Annotated in this window: 26 protein-coding genes; 14 read left to right on the top strand and 12 right to left on the bottom strand. The window is 69.3% G+C overall.

The window, feature by feature from the left end; all coding sequences use genetic code 11:
* Positions 1-57 precede the first annotated feature (57 nt).
* Positions 58-2,310, top strand: a complete 2,253-nt coding sequence (gene uvrB / locus ACESMY_RS08595) for an excinuclease ABC subunit UvrB (protein WP_372784151.1) — start codon at positions 58-60, stop codon at positions 2,308-2,310.
* Here uvrB and ACESMY_RS08590 read toward each other — a convergent pair.
* Positions 2,291-3,118, bottom strand: coding sequence for a hypothetical protein (locus tag ACESMY_RS08590; RefSeq protein WP_372784150.1), 828 nt, complete (start codon positions 3,116-3,118; stop codon positions 2,291-2,293). The two genes, uvrB and ACESMY_RS08590, sit on opposite strands and share 20 nt — an antisense overlap.
* Before the next feature lie 233 nt (positions 3,119-3,351).
* Between ACESMY_RS08590 and ACESMY_RS08585 the strand changes: the two genes are divergently transcribed.
* The 4 genes from ACESMY_RS08585 (at position 3,352) to ACESMY_RS08570 (ending at position 5,356) form a co-directional block, all read left to right on the top strand.
* Entirely contained in the window at positions 3,352-3,537 is a 186-nt protein-coding gene (locus tag ACESMY_RS08585; protein WP_372784149.1) for a type II toxin-antitoxin system VapB family antitoxin, read from the top strand.
* Entirely contained in the window at positions 3,534-3,902 is a 369-nt protein-coding gene (locus ACESMY_RS08580; RefSeq protein WP_372784148.1) for a type II toxin-antitoxin system VapC family toxin, read from the top strand. Before ACESMY_RS08585 ends, ACESMY_RS08580 begins: the two co-directional genes overlap by 4 nt.
* A gap of 123 nt (positions 3,903-4,025) precedes the next feature.
* Positions 4,026-4,883: a PEPxxWA-CTERM sorting domain-containing protein gene (locus ACESMY_RS08575; protein WP_372784147.1), complete on the top strand. Its 858-nt coding sequence runs from the start codon at positions 4,026-4,028 to the stop codon at positions 4,881-4,883.
* Between the two features lie 191 nt (positions 4,884-5,074).
* Positions 5,075-5,356, top strand: a complete 282-nt coding sequence (locus tag ACESMY_RS08570) for a hypothetical protein (RefSeq protein WP_372784146.1) — start codon at positions 5,075-5,077, stop codon at positions 5,354-5,356.
* 237 nt (positions 5,357-5,593) lie between these two features.
* On the opposite strand, the gene ACESMY_RS08565 is transcribed toward ACESMY_RS08570, so the two are convergent.
* Entirely contained in the window at positions 5,594-5,872 is a 279-nt protein-coding gene (locus ACESMY_RS08565; RefSeq protein ID WP_372784145.1) for a GNAT family N-acetyltransferase, read from the bottom strand.
* Between the two features lie 72 nt (positions 5,873-5,944).
* Here ACESMY_RS08565 and ACESMY_RS08560 point away from each other — a divergent pair, with 72 nt between their 5' ends.
* Positions 5,945-6,619 carry a DUF3617 domain-containing protein gene (locus ACESMY_RS08560; RefSeq protein ID WP_372784144.1) on the top strand — a complete coding sequence of 225 codons (675 nt, stop codon included), beginning with the start codon at positions 5,945-5,947 and terminating at the stop codon, positions 6,617-6,619.
* Between the two features lie 66 nt (positions 6,620-6,685).
* The gene (locus ACESMY_RS08555; protein WP_372784349.1) at positions 6,686-7,876 is read left to right on the top strand and encodes an acetyl-CoA C-acyltransferase; all 1,191 of its coding nucleotides are present in this window, start codon (positions 6,686-6,688) and stop codon (positions 7,874-7,876) included.
* Between the two features lie 21 nt (positions 7,877-7,897).
* Here ACESMY_RS08555 and ACESMY_RS08550 read toward each other — a convergent pair whose 3' ends face one another.
* From ACESMY_RS08550 to flgK, 4 genes are read right to left on the bottom strand one after another with little or no spacing between them, the layout of a single operon-like run.
* Positions 7,898-8,089, bottom strand: a complete 192-nt coding sequence (locus ACESMY_RS08550) for a hypothetical protein (protein WP_372784143.1) — start codon at positions 8,087-8,089, stop codon at positions 7,898-7,900.
* Between the two features lie 39 nt (positions 8,090-8,128).
* Positions 8,129-9,313 carry a tRNA 2-thiouridine(34) synthase MnmA gene (gene mnmA / locus ACESMY_RS08545; protein ID WP_372784142.1) on the bottom strand — a complete coding sequence of 395 codons (1,185 nt, stop codon included), beginning with the start codon at positions 9,311-9,313 and terminating at the stop codon, positions 8,129-8,131.
* A 45-nt stretch (positions 9,314-9,358) separates the two neighbouring features.
* A complete protein-coding gene (locus tag ACESMY_RS08540) occupies positions 9,359-10,285 on the bottom strand; it encodes a flagellin (RefSeq protein ID WP_372784141.1) in 927 nt (308 codons plus the stop codon).
* 28 nt (positions 10,286-10,313) lie between these two features.
* Entirely contained in the window at positions 10,314-12,422 is a 2,109-nt protein-coding gene (flgK, locus tag ACESMY_RS08535; RefSeq protein WP_372784140.1) for a flagellar hook-associated protein FlgK, read from the bottom strand.
* Between the two features lie 492 nt (positions 12,423-12,914).
* Between flgK and ACESMY_RS08530 the strand changes: the two genes are divergently transcribed.
* The 4 genes from ACESMY_RS08530 (at position 12,915) to ACESMY_RS08515 (ending at position 17,005) form a co-directional block, all read left to right on the top strand.
* Positions 12,915-14,372: a flagellar hook-length control protein FliK gene (locus ACESMY_RS08530; RefSeq protein ID WP_372784139.1), complete on the top strand. Its 1,458-nt coding sequence runs from the start codon at positions 12,915-12,917 to the stop codon at positions 14,370-14,372.
* 7 nt (positions 14,373-14,379) lie between these two features.
* Complete coding sequence (locus tag ACESMY_RS08525) at positions 14,380-15,084, top strand: flagellar hook assembly protein FlgD (protein ID WP_372784138.1); 705 nt, start codon at positions 14,380-14,382, stop codon at positions 15,082-15,084.
* A 92-nt stretch (positions 15,085-15,176) separates the two neighbouring features.
* A complete protein-coding gene (locus ACESMY_RS08520) occupies positions 15,177-16,553 on the top strand; it encodes a flagellar hook protein FlgE (protein ID WP_372784137.1) in 1,377 nt (458 codons plus the stop codon).
* Between the two features lie 164 nt (positions 16,554-16,717).
* On the top strand, positions 16,718-17,005 hold the full coding sequence (locus ACESMY_RS08515; RefSeq protein ID WP_324943050.1) for a DUF1153 domain-containing protein: 288 nt from the start codon (positions 16,718-16,720) through the stop codon (positions 17,003-17,005).
* A gap of 89 nt (positions 17,006-17,094) precedes the next feature.
* Here ACESMY_RS08515 and ACESMY_RS08510 read toward each other — a convergent pair whose 3' ends face one another.
* From ACESMY_RS08510 to ACESMY_RS08500, 3 genes are all read right to left on the bottom strand, one after another.
* Entirely contained in the window at positions 17,095-17,292 is a 198-nt protein-coding gene (locus tag ACESMY_RS08510; RefSeq protein ID WP_372784136.1) for a DUF2007 domain-containing protein, read from the bottom strand.
* On the bottom strand, positions 17,289-17,636 hold the full coding sequence (locus tag ACESMY_RS08505) for a RusA family crossover junction endodeoxyribonuclease (protein ID WP_372784348.1): 348 nt from the start codon (positions 17,634-17,636) through the stop codon (positions 17,289-17,291). Before ACESMY_RS08505 ends, ACESMY_RS08510 begins: the two co-directional genes overlap by 4 nt.
* A 73-nt stretch (positions 17,637-17,709) precedes the next feature.
* The gene (locus ACESMY_RS08500) at positions 17,710-18,030 is read right to left on the bottom strand and encodes a YbjQ family protein (protein WP_372784135.1); all 321 of its coding nucleotides are present in this window, start codon (positions 18,028-18,030) and stop codon (positions 17,710-17,712) included.
* Positions 18,031-18,162: 132 nt separating this feature from the next.
* On the opposite strand from ACESMY_RS08500, the gene fumC reads away from it, so the two are divergent.
* Positions 18,163-19,554, top strand: a complete 1,392-nt coding sequence (gene fumC / locus ACESMY_RS08495) for a class II fumarate hydratase (RefSeq protein ID WP_372784134.1) — start codon at positions 18,163-18,165, stop codon at positions 19,552-19,554.
* A gap of 57 nt (positions 19,555-19,611) precedes the next feature.
* The gene (locus ACESMY_RS08490; RefSeq protein ID WP_372784133.1) at positions 19,612-19,860 is read left to right on the top strand and encodes a hypothetical protein; all 249 of its coding nucleotides are present in this window, start codon (positions 19,612-19,614) and stop codon (positions 19,858-19,860) included.
* A gap of 6 nt (positions 19,861-19,866) precedes the next feature.
* On the opposite strand, the gene ACESMY_RS08485 is transcribed toward ACESMY_RS08490, so the two are convergent.
* Both ACESMY_RS08485 and ACESMY_RS08480 read right to left on the bottom strand, forming a co-directional pair.
* Positions 19,867-20,799: an iron-containing redox enzyme family protein gene (locus ACESMY_RS08485; RefSeq protein WP_372784132.1), complete on the bottom strand. Its 933-nt coding sequence runs from the start codon at positions 20,797-20,799 to the stop codon at positions 19,867-19,869.
* Between the two features lie 73 nt (positions 20,800-20,872).
* The gene (locus ACESMY_RS08480) at positions 20,873-21,841 is read right to left on the bottom strand and encodes a polyprenyl synthetase family protein (RefSeq protein ID WP_372784347.1); all 969 of its coding nucleotides are present in this window, start codon (positions 21,839-21,841) and stop codon (positions 20,873-20,875) included.
* Between the two features lie 199 nt (positions 21,842-22,040).
* Here ACESMY_RS08480 and ACESMY_RS08475 point away from each other — a divergent pair, with 199 nt between their 5' ends.
* Positions 22,041-22,781, top strand: a complete 741-nt coding sequence (locus ACESMY_RS08475; RefSeq protein WP_372784131.1) for a tRNA1(Val) (adenine(37)-N6)-methyltransferase — start codon at positions 22,041-22,043, stop codon at positions 22,779-22,781.
* On the opposite strand, the gene ACESMY_RS08470 is transcribed toward ACESMY_RS08475, so the two are convergent.
* Positions 22,778-23,092, bottom strand: a complete 315-nt coding sequence (locus tag ACESMY_RS08470; RefSeq protein ID WP_372784130.1) for a GNAT family N-acetyltransferase — start codon at positions 23,090-23,092, stop codon at positions 22,778-22,780. The two genes, ACESMY_RS08475 and ACESMY_RS08470, sit on opposite strands and share 4 nt — an antisense overlap.
* Positions 23,093-23,094: the final 2 nt, after the last annotated feature.

Raw genomic sequence — 23,094 nt, 5'->3', positions numbered from 1 at the left:
CAGCAACCGCCTTCCGCGGGGTGGCGTTACAGCCTCGCAGGACCTACCTTGGCGTTCATGGCCCGTTCTCAGATCACCACCGCGCCGCCGCCGGGCGTCGCCGACATGTCGGCCTCGTTCGACTACGACGAGAACACCATGCCGATGCTGTGGAAGCCGCACCGGCCGGACCGGCCCGCCAAGTCCGAGGGCGGCCAGAAGTTCAAGCTGGTCAGCGACTACGAGCCGGCCGGCGACCAGCTGACCGCGATCCCGGAGCTGGTGGCCGGCGTCAACGCCCGCGAGCACGACCAGGTGCTGCTGGGCGTCACCGGGTCAGGCAAGACCTTCACCATGGCCAAGGTGATCGAGCTGACCCAGCGCCCGGCGCTGATCCTCGCGCCCAACAAGACGCTCGCCGCCCAGCTCTACAGCGAATTCAAGAGCTTCTTCCCCGAGAACGCGGTCGAGTTCTTCGTCTCCTACTACGACTATTACCAGCCCGAGGCCTATGTGCCGCGGACCGACACCTACATCGAGAAGGACAGCTCGATTAACGAGCAGATCGACCGGATGCGCCACTCGGCCACCCGGGCGATCCTGGAACGCGACGACGTGATCGTCGTGGCCTCGGTCTCCTGCATCTACGGCATCGGCTCGGTCGAGACCTATACGGCCATGACCTTCACGCTGGAGCCCGGCCAGCAGCTCGACGAGCGCAAGCTGATGGGCGACCTCGTGGCCCAGCAGTACAAGCGCAACGATCAGGCCTTCGAGCGCGGCACCTTCCGCCGGCGCGGGGACACCATCGAGATCTTCCCCGCCCACTACGAGGACCGCGCCTGGCGGATCAGCCTGTTCGGCGACACCATCGAGACGATCACCGAGTTCGACCCGCTGACCGGCAAGAAGACCGCCGACCTGAAGGGCGTGAAGATCTACGCGAACTCGCACTATGTGACGCCCAGGCCGACGCTCAACCAGGCGATCAGCCAGATCAAGGACGAGCTCAAGGAGCGGCTCGACTGGATGGTCGCCGAGGGCAAGCTCCTGGAAGCCCAACGGCTGGAACAGCGCACCACCTTCGACCTGGAGATGATCCAGGCCACCGGCTCCTGCGCCGGCATCGAGAACTACTCGCGCTACCTGACCGGCCGGCGGACCGGCGAGCCGCCGCCGACCTTCTTCGAATACATCCCGGAAAACGCCCTGCTCTTCGTCGACGAGAGCCACCAGACCGTGCCGCAGATCGGCGGCATGTACCGGGGCGACTACCGGCGGAAATTCACGCTGGCCGAATACGGCTTCCGCCTGCCCTCGGCCATGGACAACCGCCCGCTCAAGTTCGAGGAGTGGGAGGCCATGCGGCCGGATACCGTGCACGTCTCGGCCACCCCCGGCCCCTGGGAGATGGAGCGCACCGGCGGGGTCTTCATCGAGCAGGTGATCCGCCCGACCGGGCTCATCGACCCGCCGGTCGAGATCAAGCCGGTCTCCAAGGACGGCTTCTCCCAGGTCGACGACGTGATCGACCAGGTGCGCCAGGTGGCCGCCCAGGGCTACCGCGCCCTGATCACCGTGCTCACCAAGAAGATGGCCGAGGACCTGACCGAGTACATGCACGAGCAGGGCCTGCGGGTCCGCTACATGCACTCCGACGTCGACACCCTGGAGCGGATCGAGATCATCCGCGACCTGCGGCTCGGCGCCTTCGACGCCCTGGTCGGCATCAATCTGCTGCGCGAGGGCCTCGACATCCCCGAGTGCGGCCTGGTGGCCATCCTCGACGCCGACAAGGAGGGCTTCCTGCGCTCGGAGACCAGCCTGATCCAGACCATCGGGCGCGCGGCGCGCAACGTCGACGGCCGGGTGATCCTCTATGCCGACAGCGTCACCGGCTCCATGGAACGCGCCATGGCCGAGACCCAGCGGCGGCGCGAGAAGCAGGAAGAGTACAACGCGCTCCACGGCATCACCGCCACCAGCATCAAGAGCCGGATCAAGGACATCCTGGCCTCGCCCTACGAGAAGGACCGGATCACCGTGCCGGTGGGCGTGGCCGAGGACGGCTCCAAGCCGTTCCTGGGCGACAACTTCAAGGCCACGCTGCGCGACCTCGAGGGCCGCATGCGGGCCGCCGCCTCCAACCTGGAGTTCGAGGAGGCCGCGCGCCTGCGCGACGAGATCAAGCGGCTGAAGATGCTCGACCTGGAATTCGCCAACGACGTCTTGACCGCGCCCGGCGAGACGGTCGACCGCGGGGCGGTCAAGCGGGTCAAGGCCGAGGCGCGCGCCGAGGCGGCCGAGCGGTTCAGGAAGTCGAGGCGGTAAGCCGCTGCTGGCCCGGCGGGACCTCGGCGACGGGCCGGGGCCGGCCGGCGAGATCCGCCAGCCGCAGGCGGTAGATCTCCGCCGCCACCGCCGCGAACACCAGGGTCATGGCGCTGCCGAGCGGAGCGCCGAGCAGCTCGCCCTGGGCGTGGTCGCCGTGCAGGGTCAGCATCGCCGGGATCATCGACAGCATGAACAGCGGCGCGGTCAGAAGCGTCGAAGCGCCGAAGAAGCCGACCACGCCGCCGCGCATCAGGCTCCAGGAGCGGTCCGGCGTCATGTCCGCCTCGCCCATCAGCCGGCCGACCGGCCAGAGCAGCAGGCGAAGCGTCGACCAGACCAGGAGGATCAGCACTGCGGCCGCGATCGTCGCCTCGGCGAGCAGGCCCATGTCGAGCTTCGGCAGGCCGCCGGTCCACAGCGTGTTGACCCAGACCGACAGCATCACCGGCGCGAGGCTGAGGAGCGTGATGACGCCCACATAGCGCCAGAAGGCGCCGTCGAGCTTCCAGGCGTCACGCCCACGGCCGAGGTACATGCGGATGGCGAGGCCGGAGACCGCGGCCGGCAGGACGTGGCCGGCGAGCTCGAGGGCCCCGGTCGTCATCCCCGCCTGGACCTCGCTCGCCCCGGCCAGCAGCCCGTTGGTGGCGACGATCTTGAGCGCGATGAACAGGGTTCCGATCAGCCACAGCGGCCCCAAACGGCCGGCGGTGCGCCACAGACTCTTGAGCGCCGCCGCGGCGAGCTGCTCCACGCCCGCCGAGGGCGCTTCCGCCAGCTCTTGCCCGATCGCCTGACTATCCATCACTCGACCTTCTTCCCCTCGTTCCGCCTATCTTCGGGGCCCCCCTCTTCACACGCCATTAAGAGATGTGGTGAAGGCCGCGGTAGGCATGTGGCGGGGGGCGTGGGTATCTCGAGTTCATTGGCCGGGGCGCGTATGGATTGTGGGCGCTCAATCCGGCTACACGGAGATGTCAGCATGGATTCTGGCATCATTTAATGCTATAATTCGTGCCTGATAGTGGAATTGTCCCCATGCGCACCACTCTTGCCCTCGATGATGACCTCCTCGCGAACGCCCAAGACCTGACGGGTCTGAGAGAGAAATCCGCTCTCGTGCGCGAGGCGTTGGTGGCGCTGATCCAGCGGGAAAGCGCGCGGCGGCTGGCGCGGCTGGGCGGCAGCGAACCTGACCTCAAGGCGCCGCCGCGCGGGCGATGATCCTGGTCGATACGTCCGTGTGGGTCGACCACTTGCGGCGGGGCGATCCGGCCCTGGCGCAGCGGTTGGAGGCCGGTGAGGTGCTGGGCCATCCCCTGGTGACCGGCGAGCTGGCGATGGGCAACCTGCGTCAGCGCGAGACGGTCCTGGCGGCGCTCAAGGCTCTGCCGCCCGCGGTCGTCGCCACCGACGACGAGGTTCTGGCCTTCATTGAACGCGAGGCGCTGCATGGCCTGGGTGTCGGCTATCTGGACGCTCACCTGCTGGCCGCGACGCGGCTGAGCCCCGACGCGCGCCTTTGGACACGCGACCGCCGACTGGGCGACCTGGCTGACCGCAAGGGTCTCGCCGTCCTCCACCCCTAGGGGCCCTGCCCGGGCGCCCAAGACCTGCATCCGCGCCCTAGCGGCCTGTCCACATGGCGGAAACCGCCGGTCCGGGACTCTTGGGTCGGGTCGATCCCTTCCGAACAGGCCCGAGAACCGTCCATGACGATCCTGCGAACTCTCAGCGCCAGCGTCGGCGCGCTCCTGGCGATCGGCCTGGCGGCCGGGCCGGCGGGCGCGGCGACGGAGCTCGAGGGCTCGCTGACCCTGCACGCGACCTCGGTGATCGACCGGCCGGGTGTGGATCCGAAGAGCGACGTCGCCCACGACGTCCTGACGCCGACGCACCAGTCCCTGTTCGGGACGGTGAGCGCCACGGCGACGGACGGCGCCGACAGCGTGGTCAGCCACGCGACCGAGAGCGCGGTCTGGCAATCGGCGGACCGGGGCACCTTCACCGTCACCAACATGGGCCACGAGTTCAACGTCTCGACGCCCGGCTCCATCGAAACCCTGCTCTCCGGCAACCTGACCAACGACTTCGACTGGAACTACGCCTTCCGGGCGGACGCCGATGGGGTGTTCAACCTCGACTTCGACATTGTGGGCACAGGCCCGGGCAGCCTGTTCGGGCTCGGCGACTGGCAGCTCGAGATGGTGGGCGACGGCCTGCAGTTCTTCGACATCAGCGACACCTTCGCCGGAACCCGCGACCCGAGCGACAACGAGCACATGGGTTCGTTCAGCCACCCGCTGAGAGCCGGTGTCGCCTACCGGTTCGCGCTGATGAACCTGAACAGCCTGGGGACCGTCTCGCCGAACCACGCCGTGGCGGCGGAGAATGACTACTTTTCCTGGTCGATCAGGGACAATTCGGCCGTGCCGGAGCCCTCGAGCTGGGCGCTGAGCCTCCTGGGCTTCGGTCTGGCCGGGGCGGCGCTTCGGCGGCGGCGCGGCCGGTTTGCGGTCCCGCTGTGCATTCCGTCACAAGAATTGATCGCCGCTCGGTGCGGCCTGTGACCGGCGTCACTTCCAACTGTGACCCTGAATCCCCAACTGCACCGTAGCGGCCCCGTTCATGCAAGCGTCAGGGAACCTGTGCTGTCTCTGTACGTAAGCGAGACAACAGGCTGGGCGTCCTGCGAGCGGTTCATGGTGAACCGCGGGGTGTCCTGAGAAGACCTGGATTTTGGGCCTTGAGGTATTATCGAATGTCACCGTCACTCAGCGTGGTCGCAGACAACGACCTGAAGTCCTCCAGAACCGAAACCGTCGCCGAGCGCGTGCGCCGGCTGCAGGCTGAAGCCAAGCAGCTGGCCAAGGACCACGTCCATGCGCTGTCGGCGGCGATCATGAACGCCGAGGCCATCGCGGCCGAAATCGCCGACGGCGGCGACGCCTATCCGCCCGGCATCCGCGACCTGGCCCGCCGTTTCGTCGAAGACGCCGAAGCCCGCGTCCAGACCCTGGAAGCCATCGCCTCCCGCCAGTAGGCGGGTTGACCGCGGCCGGTTCGCTCGTGGTGGGCGAGCGCCGGTCGGTGGTCCCGGCGCCGGCCCCTGGCCGCGGCGCCATTCCGACGAGGGGCGCTGATCCCCTCCTCCGTCGAGGACCCCTCCGGAGCACCTTCCCCGTTAACCTCGAATCCTAACCCAGCCGTCCGCCCGTCCGGGCCGATTGCAGACCGTGGCGCACCGGCCACATCCTCCGATCACACCGATCCTCCCTAGCTAGCGCGCCAGATCGCCGAACTCGGTGCTCCGCGCCAGCCAGGCGGCGGCGTAGCCGCAGATCGGCGTGATGCGCAGCTGTTTGGCGCGGGCGTCGGCGGACAGGGCGGCCATCAGGCGGCCGGCGGCGCCGGTTCCGCGCAAGGGCACGGGGCTCTCGACGTGGTCGATGAACAGGCGGTCGCCGGAGCGGCGGTAGTCGGCCCAGGAGGTCAGGCCCTGCTCGTCCATCTCATAGCGGGCGCCGGTGTCTCGAAGCCCTTTCGGCAGCTCGGCCATAACCCTGTTCTCCTGCCGCCGGATCGCGGCTAGCTTCGTCCCTAAACTGGGCATTGGGCTGGGAGGTTCAAGATGAAACGGGTGATCGGAATTTCGGCGGTGGCGCTGCTGGCGCTGGCGGCGTGCCAGAAGAAGACGGAAACCGCCGCCACGGGGACGGCCGTGTCCGCCACGGCGACGGCGCCGGCGGCCTCGGGCGGCCCGCTGACCCCGCCGCCGCGCAAGCCCGGGCTCTGGGCGCAGACGATCTCCATGGCCGAGATGACCCAGACCACCAAGATGTGCCTCGACACCGCCACCGACAAACAGATGGCCTGGTGGGGCTCGCAGGCCGCCAAGTCGACCTGCCAGGAACAGTCGATCACCCAGCACCTGGGGGGCGGCTGGGACTTCCACTCGGTCTGCAAGTCGGAAGCCGGCGGGACGACCACCTCGTCCGGCACCGCCACCGGCGACTTCGGCTCGCACTACAAGGTCGACGTGACCTCCACGACCGCCGGCGGCCCGATGCCGCAGGCCGACGGCACGCACAAGATCTCCATCGAAGCCACCTGGCAGGGCCCCTGCCCCGCCGACATGAAGGCCGGCGACATGGAGATGCCCGGCGGCATGAAGATCAACATGAACGACATGATGTCGGGCAAGGGCCCCGGCGCTCCGGGCCATGCGCCCAACGCCGCCGAAATCGCCCAGATGCGCGCCCAGGCCAAGGCCATGGCCGCCGCGATGAAGGACCATCAGCAGTAGGCGACACCCTCAAACCCCGCTCATCCCCGCTTTCGTGGGGATGAGCGGATGGTTATATCCCCGCCCATGACCCAGAGTTCCGATCCCGTCGTCATCGCCTCCTACGCCCGCACGCCCATGGGCGGCTTCCAGGGCGTCTTCGCGCCTGTGAAGGCCACCGAGCTCGGGGCCGCCGCGGTCCGCGCCGCGGTCGAGCGTTCGGGGGTTTCGCCCGAGGCGGTCGAACAGATCGTCATGGGCTGCGTGCTTCCCGCCGGCCTCGGCCAGGCGCCCGCCCGCCAGGCGGCAATCGGCGCGGGTCTGCCGAAGTCGGTGGAGGCCACCACGGTCAACAAGATGTGCGGCTCGGGCATGCAGGCCGCGATCATGGCGCACGATGCGCTGGCCGCCGGCTCCGCGGACGTGATCGTCGCGGGCGGCATGGAGAGCATGACCAACGCCCCCTACCTGCTGACCAAGCACCGGGCCGGCGCCCGGATCGGCCACGATACGTCCTACGACAGCATGTACCTGGACGGCCTGGAGGACGCCTACGAGCCCGGCCGGCTGATGGGCTCCTTCGCCGAGGAGACCGCCAAGCAGTACCAGTTCACCCGCGAGGCCATGGACGAGTTCGCCATCCGCTCGCTGACCGCCGCCAAGGCGGCTACGGAGAGCGGCGCCTTCAAGCGCGAGATCGTCCCCTTCGAGGTGGTCACCCGCAAGGGCGCCATCCTGATCGAGGACGACGAGCAGCCGATGAAGGCCGATCCGGCCAAGATCCCGACGCTCAAGCCCGCCTTCGCAAAGGACGGCGCGATCACCGCGGCCAACGCTTCATCGATCAGCGACGGCGCCGCGGCCCTGGTGATGACCCGGGAGTCGGTGGCCCGGAAGCTCGGCATGACCATCGTCGCCCGCGTCGCCGGCCACGCGGCCCACGCCCACGAGCCCAGCCTTTTCACCACCGCGCCCGTGCCGGCCATCCAGAAGTGCCTGAAGCGCGCCGGCTGGAGCGTCGCCGACGTCGACCTCTTCGAGGTCAACGAGGCCTTCGCCGTGGTCGCGATGATCGCCGAGCGCGACCTCGGCATCGACCGCGCCAAGCTCAACGTCAACGGCGGCGCCTGCGCCCTGGGTCACCCGATCGGGGCCTCCGGCGCGCGCATCCTCGCCACCCTGCTCTCCGCCCTGGAAGCCCGCGGCGGCAAGCGCGGCGTCGCCAGCCTCTGCATCGGCGGCGGCGAGGCCACGGCCATGGCAGTGGAGCTGGTCTAGCCCCTTCAAAATACCGCGGCGTTACGAGTGTTTGTGGTTGAGGCCCTTCAGGGTCTCGGCCAAGCGGGCTTCCTTACCGATCTTGCCGCCCTTCCTGGCCGCGGCGTGCAGCTTGGCGGCGGGGATTTTCTCGTCCTTGGGCACATGGAGGGCCTCGTGCAGTTTGCCCTTCTTCTTGGTCGCGCCGGCGATCCACGTCTTCGAACTGGCCATCGGGGTGTCTCCTTTGCGGAGCTAAACCCGTGAAGGCGATCAGAGGTTCGCGCGGAGCGTGCCGGCGATGAAGCCGCCGCCGAGGACGCGGGTCGGGGCTTCGGGGGCGTAGAGGGCGCAGGCCTGGCCCGGCGCGACGCCTTCTTCGGGCGCGTCGAAGATCACCGCGGGCCGGCCGTCGATCCGGCCCAGGCGGCCGGGGGCGGGCTCGCGGGTGGAGCGGACGCGGGCCAGCACCGGGCGGGCGGCGTCGCAGGCCGCTTCGATAGAAGCGCCGTCGCCGACCCAATTGGTTTCCTTCAGCGTCAGCGCATGGGTGAGCAGCGCCTCGCGGGGCCCTACGATGACCCGGCGGTTGTCGGCATCGATGCGGACCACGAACAGCGGGTCGCCCACCGCGACGTTCAGGCCGCGGCGCTGGCCGATGGTGTAGCGGGTGACGCCCTCGTGGCGGCCCAGCACGCGGCCGTCCAGGTGGACGATGTCGCCGGGCTCCGCGCCATGCGGGCGCAGGCGGTCGATGACCGTGGTGTAGCGGCCTTCCGGCACGAAGCAGATGTCCTGGCTGTCCGGCTTGTCCGCGACCGCCAGGCCCAGTTCGGCGGCGGCGGCGCGCACGGCGGGCTTGGGCAGGCCGCCGAGCGGGAAGCGCAGATAGGCGAGCTGCTCGGCCGTGGTGGCGAACAGGAAGTAGGACTGGTCGCGGTTGGCGTCGGCGGCGCGGTGCAGCTCCGGGCCGGCTGGGCCCACGTCGCGGCGGACGTAGTGGCCGGTCGCCATGGCCTCGGCGCCCAGGTCGCGGGCGACGTCCAGCAGGTCGCGGAACTTCACCGTCTGATTGCAGCGCACGCAGGGGATCGGCGTCTCGCCGCGCAGATAGGCGTCGGCGAACTCCTCGATGACCTCGGCCCGGAAACGGCTCTCGTAGTCGAGGACGTAGTGGGGGATCGACAGGCTCTCGGCGGCGGTGCGCGCGTCGTGGATATCCTGGCCCGCGCAGCAGGCGCCCTTCTTCTGGATCGCCGCGCCGTGGTCGTAGAGCTGCAGGGTCACGCCCACCACGTCGTAGCCGGCCTTGGCCAGCAGGGCCGCGGTCACGGTCGAGTCCACGCCGCCGGACATGGCCGCGACGATGCGCGTTCCGGCCGGCAGGCGCACGGCGTCGCGCGCGGCGGCGATCAGGCCGTCGCTGAGCCGATCGGGAATGAGAACGGGCGCGTTCATGGGCGCCTATCTAGCGGCTCGACCCCTAATTTGCGAGGGCGGAGCCTACTTGAGCAGGTTCAGGAGCGAGGAGCCCTGCATCACCTGCAGCACCTGGGCCGTGGCCTGGACGGAGAGCTGGGCGCTGGAGAGGTCGGTCGCGGCCTTGGCCATGTCGGCGTCGGTGATGTCGCCGATCATCCCGGTGAGCGTGTTCTTCTGGGCGACCAGGCTCGCGCCCACCGCATCCACCTGGTTCTGGATCAGGCCGTTCTGCGCCGTGGAGGTCGTCAGATCCGAACGGATGGTGTCCCAGTTGGCGAGCTGCCCCTGCAGGAAGGTGCGCTGGGCGGGGGTGAGCGGGCCGGAGAGCGGCCCCGAGCCGCCGGTGTCGAAGGCCTGCAGCGCCTGGAACGAAGTCAGCATGTTGGTCCCGAGGTCGCTGGCCAGCTGACCGGTGGTGGCGGTCGTGGAGTCGTCGAGCTTCGCCTGGACCTTGAAGTTGTCGTTCTGGAAGAAGCTGGAAATCGGCGGGCCGGCCGTCAGGTCGCTCATCTGGGTGGCGGTGACCGGGGCGGTGGTGACCTTGCCGCCGGCGAACAGGTATTTGCCGTCGTACTGGGCGTTGAGGCCGGTGACGGCGCTCTGGAACTGGCCCTGCACCACCTGCATCAGGCTGTCGGCGTTGTCGTTGGCGAGCGCGTCGGTGATCGCCTGGCGGACCGCCGCGGCGGAGTCGGTGATGCCGTTGAGCGCGTTGTCCTGGGTGGTCAGCTTGGCGGCGATCGCGGCGTTGCCGTCCTGGTAGGCGGTGATCCGCCGGTCGACCGTCTTCATGGCCGTCAGGGTCTCGGCCTTGTTGGCGTAGTCCTTCAGGGAGTCGCCGTTCTTCTGCGACGAGACGCGGTTTTCGGCGTCGACCTGACGGCCTTCGGCGGCCATCAGATTGGCGAGGATGGCGGAGTAGTTTCCGGCTGTCGAAACGCGGTCCATGGTCGGATCCTTCGGAACTTAGAACGGGTTAGCTGATCAGGTTCGCAAGGATATCGAACATATCCTTGGTGGCCTGGATCATCCGGGCGTTCGCACTGAACGCCTGCTGATAGGTGGTGAGGTTGACGAGCTCTTCGTCGATATTCACGCCTTCTACGGACTGGCGGCGCGCGTTGGCTTCGGTCTGCACGGCGGTGGCGCTGGTCTTCTGGTCCCCCGCCGTGGCCGCGTCGCGGCCGATGGAGCCGCCCAGTTCCGCCGCGTAGCTGGCGAGCGTCATGTTCACCGCGCCTAGGTCGCCCGCCGCCTTGAAGAGCGTGGAGCTCTGCTCGGCCTGGGCAAGCGCCTGGGCGCCGGTGCCATCGCCGGCCGAGATCGCCGGCTGGCCGGCGGCCACGCTCAAGTTCAGCGTGCCGAGCGCGAGCTTGGTGGGGTCGGCCGCTACCGCCGGGTCGACCGAATAGGTCCCGGCCCGCGTGGAGCGCTGCCCGGAGCCCAGGCCGAACAGCTGGCTGATCGAGGGGCCGCCGACGCCGCGCTGGGTGGTGTCCTGCACGATGGAGAGCTGGGCGTTCTGCGGCGGATTGCCGGTGAAGCTCAGCCCGCCCTGGGCGTCGAGGGTGAAGCTCCCGTAGAGGCCGACGCCCGAGGCGCTGTTGTTGAGCGCATTGACCAGGTCGCCGACCGTCGGGTTGCCGGCCGGCGGAACCGTCACGGTCACGTCGCGGATCGGGTTACCGTTGGGCAGGGAGAGGCGGAGCTTGATCGTATCGCCCGGCGTGAAGCCATTGGCGTCCGTCGACGCGAGCCCGGTATCGTAGGTCGAGACGCCGCTCGAGCTGATCAGGTCGTTCAGGCCGAAGAACTGCGAGAAGCCTTCGCCAGCCTTTTGCGACGTTCCCTCGTCGATCGCCACGCCGTTGGTCCCGGTGGCGGAGATCGAGAGCGCGCCGTTGGTGAAGGTCGCCGAGCCCTGCGCGCCCAGGCTGGCGTTGAGGGTCGCCAGGAAGGTCGAGGGCGTAAAGGCGGTCCCCGCCCCGCCGTTGACGCTCATGGTCCCGGCGGTGAAGTCGATCGCCACCGTGCGCTGCACGACGCCGGACGAGTTGGTGATCGCCACCGTCGACTGGCCGGTGAAGCCGCTGGCGGCGGTCGGCAGGTCGAGGCCGGTGTTGCGCCCGCTGAGCGTGGTCGGCGGCGGATAGGCGGTCGAGGCGTTGTGGGCGGCGTTCAGTTGCTGGGCGGTGCGCGAGACGAACTCGCCCATCTGGTCGGAGATCGCCGGGAGCTTTTCGTTCCGCAGGTCGAGCAGGCCCCGGACCTCGCCGCTGTTGACGGTGATCGTCTGCGGGCCGCTGGAGGCGCCGGGCGTGGTGGCGGTGATGTAGCCGGGCGTCGTGTCGGAGCTGTTGTAAGAGAGCGTCGAGGCGCCGTCGCCGGCCAGCAGCACGCCTTCGGTCGAGCGCACGGTGACGCCGCCGGTGTCGCGGGCGCTCACCTTGACATTCATCAGGCCGGAAAGCGTGTTGAGCGCCTGGGCCTGGATGTTTTCCGAGCCGCTGGAGTCGCCGCCGGTGATCTTGGCGCGGGTGATGTCGGTGTTCAGCTTGGAGATCTGCTGCAGCAGGCTGTTGATCTGCGTGACGTCGCTGCCGATCTGGGTGTCGACGGTCGAGCCCAGGGCGGAGATCTGGGTGTTGATCCGGTCGGCTTCGCTGAGGAAATTGCTGACCTTGTTGACCGCCTGCTCGCGCAGGAGGGTCGAGGAGGGATCGTCCGCGGCGCTGGAAAAGGCCGCCGAGATGTCGTCCGGCATGCCGAAGAAGTAGTTGGCGCCCGAGGGGTCGCCGAACAGGCTCTGGGCGTTGTCGAGGAACTGCGCATAGATGTCATAGCGGCTGGCGTCGGAGCCGGCGGTCATGCTGGCCGACTGGAGATATTGGTCGGTGACGCGCTGGACGCCGGTGACGTCGACGCCGGCGCCCTGCCCGTCCACCACCAGCTGCTGCTGGACGATGGTCTTGCGGACGTAGCCGGGCGTGTTGACGTTGGCGATGTTGTCGGACACCGCGCGCAGGCCGGCCTGGGCCGCCTGGAGGCCGCTGGCCGCGGTCTGAAGGGCGATCGTCAGCGACATGGTCTAGCCCTCCGCCCGGCAAAGGCTGACGCGCGACCCGGCTGAATCTGCCGAGACCCTAGTGAACGCCCGCGCGAGGGCCTGCAAAATATTGTTTGTTTTCAACATAGTCAGTCTCTGGGCCCGATGACCTCGCCAATTGGAGCGCAAGACCGGCGCCAGTCCGCGAACCGCCTTTTCCAGCTCGGTGGGTGGGCGGCAGGAAACGCCCCATCTGGCCGCATTCGGCCCGGCAATTTCCGCTCCTGAGGGGGGTCGGAGGTCCTCGCCGGGAGGACCATTACTCTTGATAAAACAACCGCTTGCCCGGTTGGCGCAAAGGTTGCTCCAGGACCTCCGAATAACCCCCGACGCAGCACGCGTCAGCCCACCGTCACTCCTCCAGACGTCGCAAGGCTGTCGCTTCGTATGTCCGTTTCAGCGTCCCCCGCTCCCGCCACCCCGCCGGCCCCCGGCTCGTCCTCTGCGACGGGCGCTACGGGCGCCGGAATCGTGGGTCAGGCCGGTCATGCCAAGGGACCGCTCACCGGCTTCGAGGCGCTGATGGCCGCCTTCTTCAGCGCCCAGGGCGAGGACGACGCCACGGCCGCGGCTTCGGCGGCCCAGCTTCTGGCCAAGGCCACCGGCAAGACCGCCACGGATGGAAAAGCCGCCGTGGGCGACGGCAAGGCCAAGACCGCCGACGACGGCAAGACCGACACGGCGGACGCCATCGCCCCTGAGACGCCCGACGCGCTGCTGGCCATGCTGGCGGCGGCGGGTCTGACGCTTGCGCCGACATCGCCGAAGACCAACACGACCGCGGCCCAACCGGGCGCGACGCCCGCGCCGGGCGCCGGCGCCGACAAGACCGCAGGCCAGGTGACCGCCGCCACGCTGGCGCAACTCGGCGCCCAGGTCGCGGGCGACGCAGGCAAGACGGACGCGGGCAAGACAGACGGCGCGAAACCCTCGTCCGCCGCCCTGCAGGCCGCGATCGCCGCCGGAACCGCCGCCAGCGACGCGACCGCCACGGCCAAGATCGCAGCGCCGACAGCGCCCACGCCCCCCACCGCGGCGACTCCGGCGCTGGCCACAGCCGTCCCGGCCACGCCCCAGGCCCCAGCCCAACCCGTCATCGCCGAAACGCCTGTCGCAGCGACCGCGGCCGCCACCGCCGCGGCGACGGCCGCCCTGACGCCGCCCACCGCGGACCCCGGCGCCAAGCCGCAGCCGGTGGCGGCGCCCAGCACCAAGGCCAAGGCGCAGGCTCCCACCTCCACGCGCGTCGAAGGCGCCCAGGCCGATGGCGCGCCGAGCGCCAACGTCTCCGCCAAGACCGCCGACGCCTTGCTGGCGGTCTCCACCGCCCTGGCCAAGGGCGGCGCCGCAGATCGCGACGCCCAGGGCCCGCTGCTCGACGCGAAGACCGAACCGGCCGACCAGCCCCAGACGCCGGCGACCCTCGACACCGCCTCGACCACCACGCCGGCCACCCTGATCCACGCCGCGGCGATCGCCGTGCGCGGCGCGCCCCAGACCGTCGCCAACCTCGCCGCCCAGATCGCCAAGAAGCTCGACGGCCGCTCGACCCAGTTCGACGTGCAACTCGATCCGGCCGGCCTCGGCAAGGTCAACGTGCACGTGGAGATCGGCGGCGATGGCCGGATGAGCGCCTCGATGGCCTTCGACAATCCGCAGGCCGCCGCGGAGCTGAAATCCCGCGCCGGCGAATTGCAGCGCGCGCTTGAACAGTCCGGCTTCGACCTTTCCGGCGGCCTGTCGTTCGACGTCGCCAGCGACAACGGCCAGGGCCGCCAGGCCCAGGGGCAGGACCCCGACAGCAACACCGGCGCGGCGTTCCGCGGCCGGGCCTTCCAGACGGCGCTCGACACCACTGCCGACGCCGCGCCGGACAACCAACTCATGTACCGCCGGAGCTCAGTCTCCGGCGTCGACATCCGGATCTGAGGACCTCATGACCGTCACCGCGCCTTCCGCCACGACCCCCACCACGCCGCCGGACCAGACCGCGCTCGGCAAGGCGAGCCTGGCCGACAACTTCAACACCTTCCTCAGCCTGCTCACCACGCAGCTGAAGAACCAGGACCCGACCGCGCCGCTGGACTCCAACCAGTTCACCCAGCAGCTGGTGCAGATGACCGGCGTCGAGCAGCAGCTCAACGCCAACGATCTGCTGAAGCAGCTGGTCAACAACACCTCGAGCGGCGTCTCCACCGCCGTCACCCTGATCGGCAAGAACGTGAAAGCGGTCAGCGACGACGCCAATCTTTCGGGCGGCCAGGCCCAGTGGACCTACAATCTTCCCGCCGCGGCCTCGGACCTCAAGGTCCAGGTGCTCGACGCCAACGGCAAGATCGTCCACGCCGAGGCGCCGACCGACCTGAAGGCCGGCGACCACGCCTTCACCTGGAACGGCAAGGACCTCACCAACACCCAGCTGCCCGACGGCGGGCCCTATACGCTGCGGGTGACGGCCCTCGACTCCACCGGCGCCCAGATCGCCTCGACGACCTATGTGCAAGGCGTCGTCACCGGCGTCACCCAGGGCAACGGCGCGACCTCCATCACCGTCAACGGCGGGCCGGTGGACTGGTCGAAGGTCACCTCGATCCAGCAGGTCGCGGCGGCCACGCCCCCAACCACACCGGCCGCCTCGTGACGCGCGGCGCCTCCCCTTTTGAACCCCGACGGCTGAACGACGCCGATCGACGCCCGCAGCAGGCGGAAACCTAGGAAAGAACGGATCACACCATGAGCATCAATTCAGCACTGCTGGCCGGGGTTTCGGGCCTGGTGGCCAACTCCTCGGCTCTGGCGGCCATCTCGGACAACATCGCCAACGTCAACACCACCGCCTACAAGCGCAACCAGGTGGACTTCGCCACCATGGTGACGTCCCAGGCGGTCAAGGGCGAATATTCCGCCGGCGGCGTGCAAGGCTCCTCCAAGGCGTTCGTCAGCCAGCAGGGCCTGATCCAGAGCTCGTCGTCCTCGACCAGCCTGGCGATCTCCGGCGACGGCTTCTTCGTGGTGTCGACCAAGGGCGCCGGCCTGACCGCCTCCGATCCCCGGGAATTCACCCGCGCCGGGGCCTTCGCGCCCGACGCCAACGGCTACCTGGTCAACGACGCGGGCCTCTACCTGCAAGGCTGGCCGGTGAACGCCACCGGGGGGTTCACCACCGACCCCTCCGACCTCTCCAAGATCGGCCCGATCAACGTCAAGAACCTCGGCGCCGCGGTCCAGCAGACCAGCACCCTGGGGATCAGCGCCAACCTCGACCAGACGACCGCGGTCTCGGCGGGCGCGGCGACCTACAACAAGGCCACCAAGAGCATGGCCGCCTTCGCCGCCACCGGCACCGGCACGGCGCCGGACGCCCCGCCGATGGAGCTGAGCGTCGTCGACTCGATGGGCGGCACCCACAAGTTCGCGCTCGCCTTCGAAAAGACCGCCACGCCCAACACCTGGAACGCTGAAATCTACGCGGTGCCGGCCAGCGACGTCTCGACCGCCGGCCCGAACGGCCAGATCGCCGCGGGCCTCGTGAAGTTCAACACCGACGGGTCGATCGACCTGGCGAACTCCACCCTGTTCGGCGCGGCCGGCGCGCCGCCGCAGATCAACCTGGCCGCCTCGGGCGGAGCCCAGCCGGCCTGGGGCACGGCCCTGGGCATCGCCGCCCAGCCGCTCACCCTCGACCTGAGCCAGTTCACCCAGCTCGCCGCCGCCACGACGGTCAATTCGGTGACCTCCAACGGCGCGGGCGTCGGCAACATCGTCGGCGTCCAGGTCAGCCCCGACGGCGTGGTCTCGGCGCTCTTCGACAACAGCCAGGTCCGCAAGATCGCCCAGATCGCCATCGCCACCTTCCCCAACGCCGATGGCCTGCAGGCGGTCAACGGCAACGCCTACACCTCGACCCTGCCCGCCGGGCAGATGACCCTGAAGGCGGCCGGCGTGGGTGGCGCGGGCAAGATCGCGCCGTCCAGCCTGGAAGCCTCGACGGTCGACCTGTCGACCGAGTTCACCGGCCTGATCACCACCCAGAAGGCCTACTCGGCCTCCTCCAAGATCATCACCACCGCCGACACGATGTTGGACGAGCTGATCAACATCATCCGCTAGGCGCAATCTTAATACTGATTAACCACGCTTAACATCAGTATGTGCCGAATTAGTACATGGGAAATCAAATGATTAGGTTTCGATTCACTATCACGATTCAGCGGCTGTTAGGGCCCACCGCCTATTCTGTCGCTCAACAGTGATCGTGGGAAAGACGTAAAACCATGTTGCAGCAACAGCAGACGCGCACGAATAGCCGCGGGGAGTCGTACGTCATCGGCCCCACGGGCGCGCCGTTGACGCTGAGGGATCTGCCGCCTGCCGATACCGGCCGCTGGGTGATCCGCCGCAAGGCCGAGGTCGTCGCCGCGGTCCGTGGCGGCCTGCTCTCGCTCGAGGACGCCTTGGAACGCTACCGGCTGACGTCGGAAGAATTCCTGGCCTGGCAACGATCCATCGACCGTCACGGCCTCGCCGGTCTTCGGACCACGCGCCTCCAACAGTATCGCTGAGCCGCTCGCCGTTCCCACCGAGAGGTTCGCGTAAGACATCGGCCGCGCCCCAGGGCGCGGCCGTTTCTGTTTCAGGACCCAATGCGGCCCTAGGTCGCCGACTTTTCGACCTCTTCGATCAGCCGCCTGGCCATTTCGACCTCGCTCTCCGGCACCATCAGCCGGTTGGGCAGCTGGCGGTAGGTCGAATGGGTGTCGAAGATGAACGGGTGAAGGTCCGCTTCCTCGAGGATCATCTTCAGGAACCCCAGGCGGACGGGGTCGTCGGTTTCCAGGATCGCGATCATTCTCTCGCCTCCCCTTGCGGATGGAACGGCGCGCCGAAGCCCGCGCCCGGCAGGCGCCGCACGCTGACGGTGATCCGCTCGCGCTCGCCCGGCTGGCGCTCGACCAGCAGGCGCGCCACCTGGGCGTCGTCGTGAAAGGCGTAGCCCTTGATGGCGTCGAGGATCGCCTTGGCCAGGTTGTCGAGGTCGAGCCAGGGGGGATCGCCGACATATTCCATGCGGATCTCCACGGCGAACTCACCCCAGGCTGGGCGGGAGCCGCGCCAGGCCTTGCGGAAGAACTCGTAGATCAGCGGCTTATAGTATTTGGCCTGGGTGGTCAGGCCGTCGACGACCACCTCCATCACCCCTTCGCCCTCGCGGGCGCGGACCTTGCCGTGCTGGGTCCAGGCGTCGTCCACGCCGGGCGCCGGCGCGCTAGACGCGCTCGACCTTCACGCCGGTGCCATAGGCCAGCACCTCGGTGATGCCTTCCATGATCTCGTTGGCGTCGTAGCGCATGGCCAGCACCGCGTCGGCGCCGGCCGCCCGGGCGTGCTCGACCATCAGCTGATAGGCCTCCTGGCGGGCGTGCTCGGCGAGCTCGGTGTAGATCGACAGGTTGCCGCCGAAGATCGACTGGATCGCCCCGCCGAGGTTGCCGACCACGCTGCGCGAGCGGACGGTGATCCCGCGGACCATGCCGATCACGGCGGTGACGCGGTATCCGGGCAGATCGTTGGTGGTCACGACGATCATGGGTTCTGGCTCCGAGCTTGACCGCTTCCCCTATAGCGTCGGCGGGTCAGGCGCGCCACGCCCGTTGCGGGCCCCGCTTCCGGCGGCTAGACCCGCCGCATCGCCGGAACGACACCGCCTGGGGCCCCTTCGATGACCGCCACCCGCACCGAAACCGACACCTTCGGCCCTATCGAGGTTCCCGCCGACCGCTACTGGGGCGCCCAGACCCAGCGGTCCTTGCAGAACTTCAAGATCGGCTGGGAGAAGCAGCCCGAGCCGATGATCCGGGCCCTGGGCGTGGTCAAGCGCGCCGCCGCCGAGGCCAACCTGGCGCTGGGCAAGATCGACCCCGCGATCGCCGCGGCGATCGTCGCGGCCGCCCAGGAGGTGATCGACGGCAAGCTCGACGAGCACTTCCCGCTGGTGGTCTGGCAGACCGGCTCCGGCACCCAGTCGAACATGAACGCCAACGAGGTGATCTCGAACCGGGCGATCGAGATGATGGGCGGGGTCATGGGCTCCAAGAAGCCGGTCCACCCCAACGACCACGTCAACATGAGCCAGTCGTCGAACGACACCTATCCGACGGCCATGCACATCGCCTGCGCCGAGGAGGTAGCCCGCAGCGTCATGCCGGCTATCGAGCACCTGCACGCGGCCCTGACGGCGAAGAGCAAGGCCTTCGCCCACATCATCAAGATCGGCCGCACCCACACCCAGGACGCCACCCCGCTGACCCTCGGCCAGGAGTTCGGCGGCTACGCCCATCAGACGGCGATGTCGACGCGACGCCTGAAGGAGACGCTCTACGGCCTCTATGAGCTGGCCCAGGGCGGCACGGCGGTGGGCACCGGGCTGAACGCGCCGATCGGTTTCGCGGAAAAGGTCGCCGAGCGGATCGCGGCGATCACCAAGCTGCCGTTCATCACCGCGCCCAACAAGTTCGAGGCGCTGGCCGCGCACGACGCCATGGTGTTCAGCCACGGGGCCCTGACCGCCACCGCCGCGGCGCTGTTCAAGATCGCCAACGACATCCGGTTCCTGGGCAGCGGCCCGCGATCCGGCCTCGGCGAACTCTCCCTGCCGGAGAACGAGCCCGGCTCCTCGATCATGCCGGGCAAGGTCAATCCGACCCAGGCCGAGGCGCTGACCATGGTCTGCGCCCACGTGATGGGAAACCAGACGGCGATCGCCTTCGCGGGCAGCCAAGGCCACTTCGAGCTGAACGTCTTCAACCCGGTGATGGCCTACAACTTCCTGCAGTCCTGCCGGCTGCTAGCCGACGCTGCGGTCTCCTTCACCGACAACATGGTGGTGGGGATCGAGGCCCGAGAGGACAACATCAAGGCCAACCTCGAGCGCTCGCTGATGCTGGTCACCGCGCTCGCGCCGACCATCGGCTACGACAACGCCGCCAAGATCGCCAAGACCGCCCACAAGAACGGCACGACGCTGCGCGAAGAGGCCGTCGGCGGCGGCTACGTCACCAACGAGGAGTTCGACCGGGTCGTGCGGCCGGAGAACATGATCGGCCCAGGCTAGAGGCCAAGGGCGCCAGACGCCCATTGACGGGACTCGTTCGGCGGCGCGTGTCAGCGCATGGCCAGTGAAACCGTCTACATCCTGCAGACCTATGTCGCCGGGCGCGGCAATGGGCTGAAGGCCGAGCCGCAGGTGGGCTGCAAGACCGCCGAGGAGGCCCGGCGCAAAGCCGAGCGGCTGGCGCCCCTGCGCGAGGGCGTGGTCGCCTTCTCGGCGACGGCGGACACCGAACTCGGCGACTATGACGAGAACCCGATGATCCTGTTCAAGTCCGGCCGGCTGCCGCATCCGTTCGACGAGGCCTGAGGCGCCCTATTCCGCTGCGTAGACCACCGGATGGGCATGGGCCCAGAGGTGGGCGCGGTAGGTCTCGAAGCACTGCTCCCCGCAGATCAGCCGCATGAGCGCGCCCTCGGCGATGTAGCGGGCGCAGTCGGGGGTCTCGCGGACCAGCGGCGCGAGCGCCTCGGCGTTCCAGGCCTTCGAGTGCTCGACATCCAGGTGGGCGTGGAGGGCGAAGTACTTCCGCTGCTCCGGCCCGCAGCCCAGCCGCTTCAGGGCGAGATCGACGCAGGCCACGCGGCCCGGCGCGGTCAGCTCCACCACTCCGAGCGCGCCGATCGACTGGTAGACATAGCGCCGGGTGGTCGCGAAGGCGGTCATGGTGTTGGCGAGGCAAAGGCTCTGCCAGGCCGTGCCGTCGATGGTGGGGGTCAGGCCCAGCCCTTCGACCGTGCGGTCGAGCATCGGCCCGTGCATGCCGGCCTCATTGCCGCGGCCCATCTCGTCCCAGTAGTTGCGGGCGAGCTCCAGCTTCGGGCCGGCCGGCAGCTTGACCTGGGTCATGGCGACGAGATCGTCGAAGCCCGCCTCCCCGGCCGCTTCCTGGGTCAGGAACCACTTCACCTGCTCCAGGTCGGCGTCGACCTCCAGCCAGCCGAACAGCGGGTCCCACTGGCCGGGGCCGGCCGCCTTCAGGCCCTCGAACCAGCCGATGAAGCCCTCGGGATCGCGGGGGGCCCCGGCGGCCAGGTCCGCCACATGGGCGCGGAAGGCCTCGACGAATGCGCCCTCCAGGCGGAGCATCCGCTGATCTTCGTTGAGCCGCGCCTGCCAATCGGGGCCCGGCGTCTGCACCGCGAGCCGTCGTCGGTTCCATTTGGCGAGGCCGAGATGCAGGGCCTCGGCATCGGGAAACTCAGGCGTGAACTGCCCCAGGCTCGATAGTCTCAGCGCTGCGAACATAGCCACTCCCTCCGGATGCGAAGGAGCGCTCAACCCGCGTTCAGGTTCCTAGGTCGACAGGCCGACGCTGGGCCTAGGCCAGGCGGGCGACCGCGAAGTCGGCGAGGTCTTCCAGCGCCGTGCGCCAGGGGTTGGCGCCGAAGTCGGCGAGGGCGGCCTTGGCGCTGGCGGCGTAGGCGGCGGCCAGGTCGAGGGTGGACTGCAGGGCCCCGGTCTGGCGCATCAGCTCGCGGGCGCGGTCGAAGTCGGCGTCGGTCTGCTCGCGGCGATCGACGGTGCGGATCCAGAACTCGCGTTCCGAGGAGCCGGCGCGGGCCATTGTAAGCAGCAGGGGCAGGGTCGCCTTGCCTTCACGGAAATCGTCGCCCGGGTTCTTGCCGAGGGTCGCGCTGTCGCCGGAATAGTCGAGGGCGTCGTCCACCAGCTGGAAGGCCAGGCCCAGGTCCTGGCCGTATTTGCGGAGCGCCCGGCAACGGTCCGGGGACGCGCCGGCCGAAACCGCGCCGGCCTCCGCGGCGGCGGCAAACAGCTCGGCGGTCTTGGCCTTGATGATGTCGAGATAGACCTCTTGGGAGAGGTCGAGGTCGTGGGCGCGGGTGAGCTGCAGCACCTCGCCCTCGGCGATCACCCGGGAGGCCCGCGCGAGGATCTCCAGCGCCGGCATGGAGCCCGCCCCGACCATCAGCTCGAAGGCGCGCGCGAACAGGAAGTCGCCGACCAGCACGCTCGACGGCGCGCCCCAGATCAGGTGGGCCGCGACCCGGCCGCGGCGCAGCTGGGAGCTATCCACCACGTCGTCGTGCAGCAGGGTGGCGGTGTGGATGAACTCGACGGCGGCGGCGAGCTTCAGGCAGGCGTCGTCCCGCCCGCCGGCCAGCCGGGCGGCGGCGACGGTCAGCAGCGGGCGCAGGCGCTTGGCGGATCCGGCGATCAGGTGATCGGCGAGCGCCGGGATCACCGGCACCGGACTATCCATATGCCGGCGGATCAGGGCGTCGACCGAGGCCATGTCCGGGCGCGCAAGCGCCAGCAGCGCGTCCAGCGACGGCGGCTTTTCGGCGATGGCGGGGCGTGTGGCGACGTCCACGCGGACCTCGGGCTCCTGGCTTTGAGGCGGCCGGTGGGGAGGCGGTCGCCGTTGCGTGGGACAATGGTGACGCGATAGGGCACGGTCAAGCGCACGGACCCCCGAGCGGGCCCGCGCCTGGACCCCTGTGGCGAGATTGTCGGTTGCGCCTACGATGAACGAGACCACCGAAGATCGCGTGCTGGACGGGCGGGTGACGCTGCGCCAGCCGGGCCGCGGCTACCGCGCGGGCCTCGACGCGGCGCTGCTGGCCGCCGCCTGCGACGTCGGTCTGGGCGGCCGGGCGCTGGAGGCGGGCTGCGGAGCCGGCGCCGCCCTGCTGGCCGCCGCCGCCCGCCGGCCGCAGGCGCGCTTCACCGGCGTCGAGCGCGACCCAAGGGCCCTGGCGCTGGCCCGGGAGAACATCGCGGCGAACGGTATGGAGGATCGGGTCGAGGCGCTGCAGGGCGACGTCGGCAAGCGGTTTTCGGCCCTCGGGCTCGCGCCGTTCGACGCGGCGTTCGCCAATCCGCCCTATTTCGACGACCCCGGCGCGCTCCGGGGCCCGGCCGACGACCGCCGCGACGCCTGGATGGCCGACGACGGGCTGGAGGGCTGGATCGTCTTCCTGTCCAAGGCCGTGGTCGAAGGCGGGACCATCACCCTGATCCACCGCGCCGACCGGATGGCCGACATCCTGGGCTTGCTGGCGTCCAAGGCAGGCTCGTTCCAGGTGCGGCCGGTGCTGCCCTTCGCCGACGAACCGGCCAAGCGGGTGCTGGTGCGCGCGGTGAAGACCGGCAAGGCCCCCTTGCAGATCCTGCCGCCGCTGATCCTGCACGACCGCGAGGGCGGCAAGCATACGCCCGAGACCGAGGCGATCCTGCGCGGCCAGGCCGCGCTTGAATGGCGCTAAGCCGGCAGCCCGAGCCGTCCCCGGAACTCCGGATCGACCAGATCCTGCCACTCCGGATGCTTCTGGATGTAGCCGGCGATGAACGGGCAGATCGGCTTGACCGTCAGCCCGTGCGCGCGGGCGTAGCCCAGCGCCGCCTTGGCCAGCGCCGAGCCGACGCCCTTCCCCTCGAAGGCAGGCGGCACGAGCGTGTGCGGCAGGACGATCGCGCCGTTGTGCAGGACGTATTCGGTGTAGGCCGTCTCGCCATCGAGGGTCACCTCGAAGCGATGGGTCTTGTCGTTCATCACCACGGCGGAGGGCTCAGCCACGA

It is taken from the genome of Phenylobacterium sp. (genome assembly GCF_041691455.1).
In the GTDB taxonomy this organism is placed as follows: Bacteria; Pseudomonadota; Alphaproteobacteria; order Caulobacterales; family Caulobacteraceae; genus Phenylobacterium.
This window is presented reverse-complemented; position numbering and strand designations above follow the sequence as displayed.

Bases quoted from the DNA above. Each gene is read 5' to 3' on its own strand.
- ACESMY_RS08475 (WP_372784131.1), top strand. From the start codon at position 22,041: ATGAACGAGACCACCGAAGATCGCGTGCTGGACGGGCGGGTGACGCTG.
- ACESMY_RS08520 (WP_372784137.1), top strand. From the start codon at position 15,177: ATGAGCATCAATTCAGCACTGCTGGCCGGGGTTTCGGGCCTGGTGGCC.
- mnmA (WP_372784142.1), bottom strand. From the start codon at position 9,313: ATGAACGCGCCCGTTCTCATTCCCGATCGGCTCAGCGACGGCCTGATC.
- ACESMY_RS08515 (WP_324943050.1), top strand. From the start codon at position 16,718: ATGTTGCAGCAACAGCAGACGCGCACGAATAGCCGCGGGGAGTCGTAC.
- ACESMY_RS08585 (WP_372784149.1), top strand. From the start codon at position 3,352: ATGCGCACCACTCTTGCCCTCGATGATGACCTCCTCGCGAACGCCCAA.
- ACESMY_RS08575 (WP_372784147.1), top strand. From the start codon at position 4,026: ATGACGATCCTGCGAACTCTCAGCGCCAGCGTCGGCGCGCTCCTGGCG.
- flgK (WP_372784140.1), bottom strand. From the start codon at position 12,422: ATGTCGCTGACGATCGCCCTTCAGACCGCGGCCAGCGGCCTCCAGGCG.
- ACESMY_RS08580 (WP_372784148.1), top strand. From the start codon at position 3,534: ATGATCCTGGTCGATACGTCCGTGTGGGTCGACCACTTGCGGCGGGGC.
- ACESMY_RS08570 (WP_372784146.1), top strand. From the start codon at position 5,075: ATGTCACCGTCACTCAGCGTGGTCGCAGACAACGACCTGAAGTCCTCC.
- ACESMY_RS08540 (WP_372784141.1), bottom strand. From the start codon at position 10,285: ATGGACCGCGTTTCGACAGCCGGAAACTACTCCGCCATCCTCGCCAAT.
- ACESMY_RS08555 (WP_372784349.1), top strand. From the start codon at position 6,686: ATGACCCAGAGTTCCGATCCCGTCGTCATCGCCTCCTACGCCCGCACG.
- ACESMY_RS08525 (WP_372784138.1), top strand. From the start codon at position 14,380: ATGACCGTCACCGCGCCTTCCGCCACGACCCCCACCACGCCGCCGGAC.
- ACESMY_RS08550 (WP_372784143.1), bottom strand. From the start codon at position 8,089: ATGGCCAGTTCGAAGACGTGGATCGCCGGCGCGACCAAGAAGAAGGGC.
- ACESMY_RS08485 (WP_372784132.1), bottom strand. From the start codon at position 20,799: ATGTTCGCAGCGCTGAGACTATCGAGCCTGGGGCAGTTCACGCCTGAG.
- ACESMY_RS08590 (WP_372784150.1), bottom strand. From the start codon at position 3,118: ATGGATAGTCAGGCGATCGGGCAAGAGCTGGCGGAAGCGCCCTCGGCG.
- uvrB (WP_372784151.1), top strand. From the start codon at position 58: ATGGCCCGTTCTCAGATCACCACCGCGCCGCCGCCGGGCGTCGCCGAC.
- fumC (WP_372784134.1), top strand. From the start codon at position 18,163: ATGACCGCCACCCGCACCGAAACCGACACCTTCGGCCCTATCGAGGTT.
- ACESMY_RS08490 (WP_372784133.1), top strand. From the start codon at position 19,612: ATGGCCAGTGAAACCGTCTACATCCTGCAGACCTATGTCGCCGGGCGC.
- ACESMY_RS08505 (WP_372784348.1), bottom strand. From the start codon at position 17,636: ATGGAGGTGGTCGTCGACGGCCTGACCACCCAGGCCAAATACTATAAG.
- ACESMY_RS08500 (WP_372784135.1), bottom strand. From the start codon at position 18,030: ATGATCGTCGTGACCACCAACGATCTGCCCGGATACCGCGTCACCGCC.
- ACESMY_RS08510 (WP_372784136.1), bottom strand. From the start codon at position 17,292: ATGATCGCGATCCTGGAAACCGACGACCCCGTCCGCCTGGGGTTCCTG.
- ACESMY_RS08560 (WP_372784144.1), top strand. From the start codon at position 5,945: ATGAAACGGGTGATCGGAATTTCGGCGGTGGCGCTGCTGGCGCTGGCG.
- ACESMY_RS08565 (WP_372784145.1), bottom strand. From the start codon at position 5,872: ATGGCCGAGCTGCCGAAAGGGCTTCGAGACACCGGCGCCCGCTATGAG.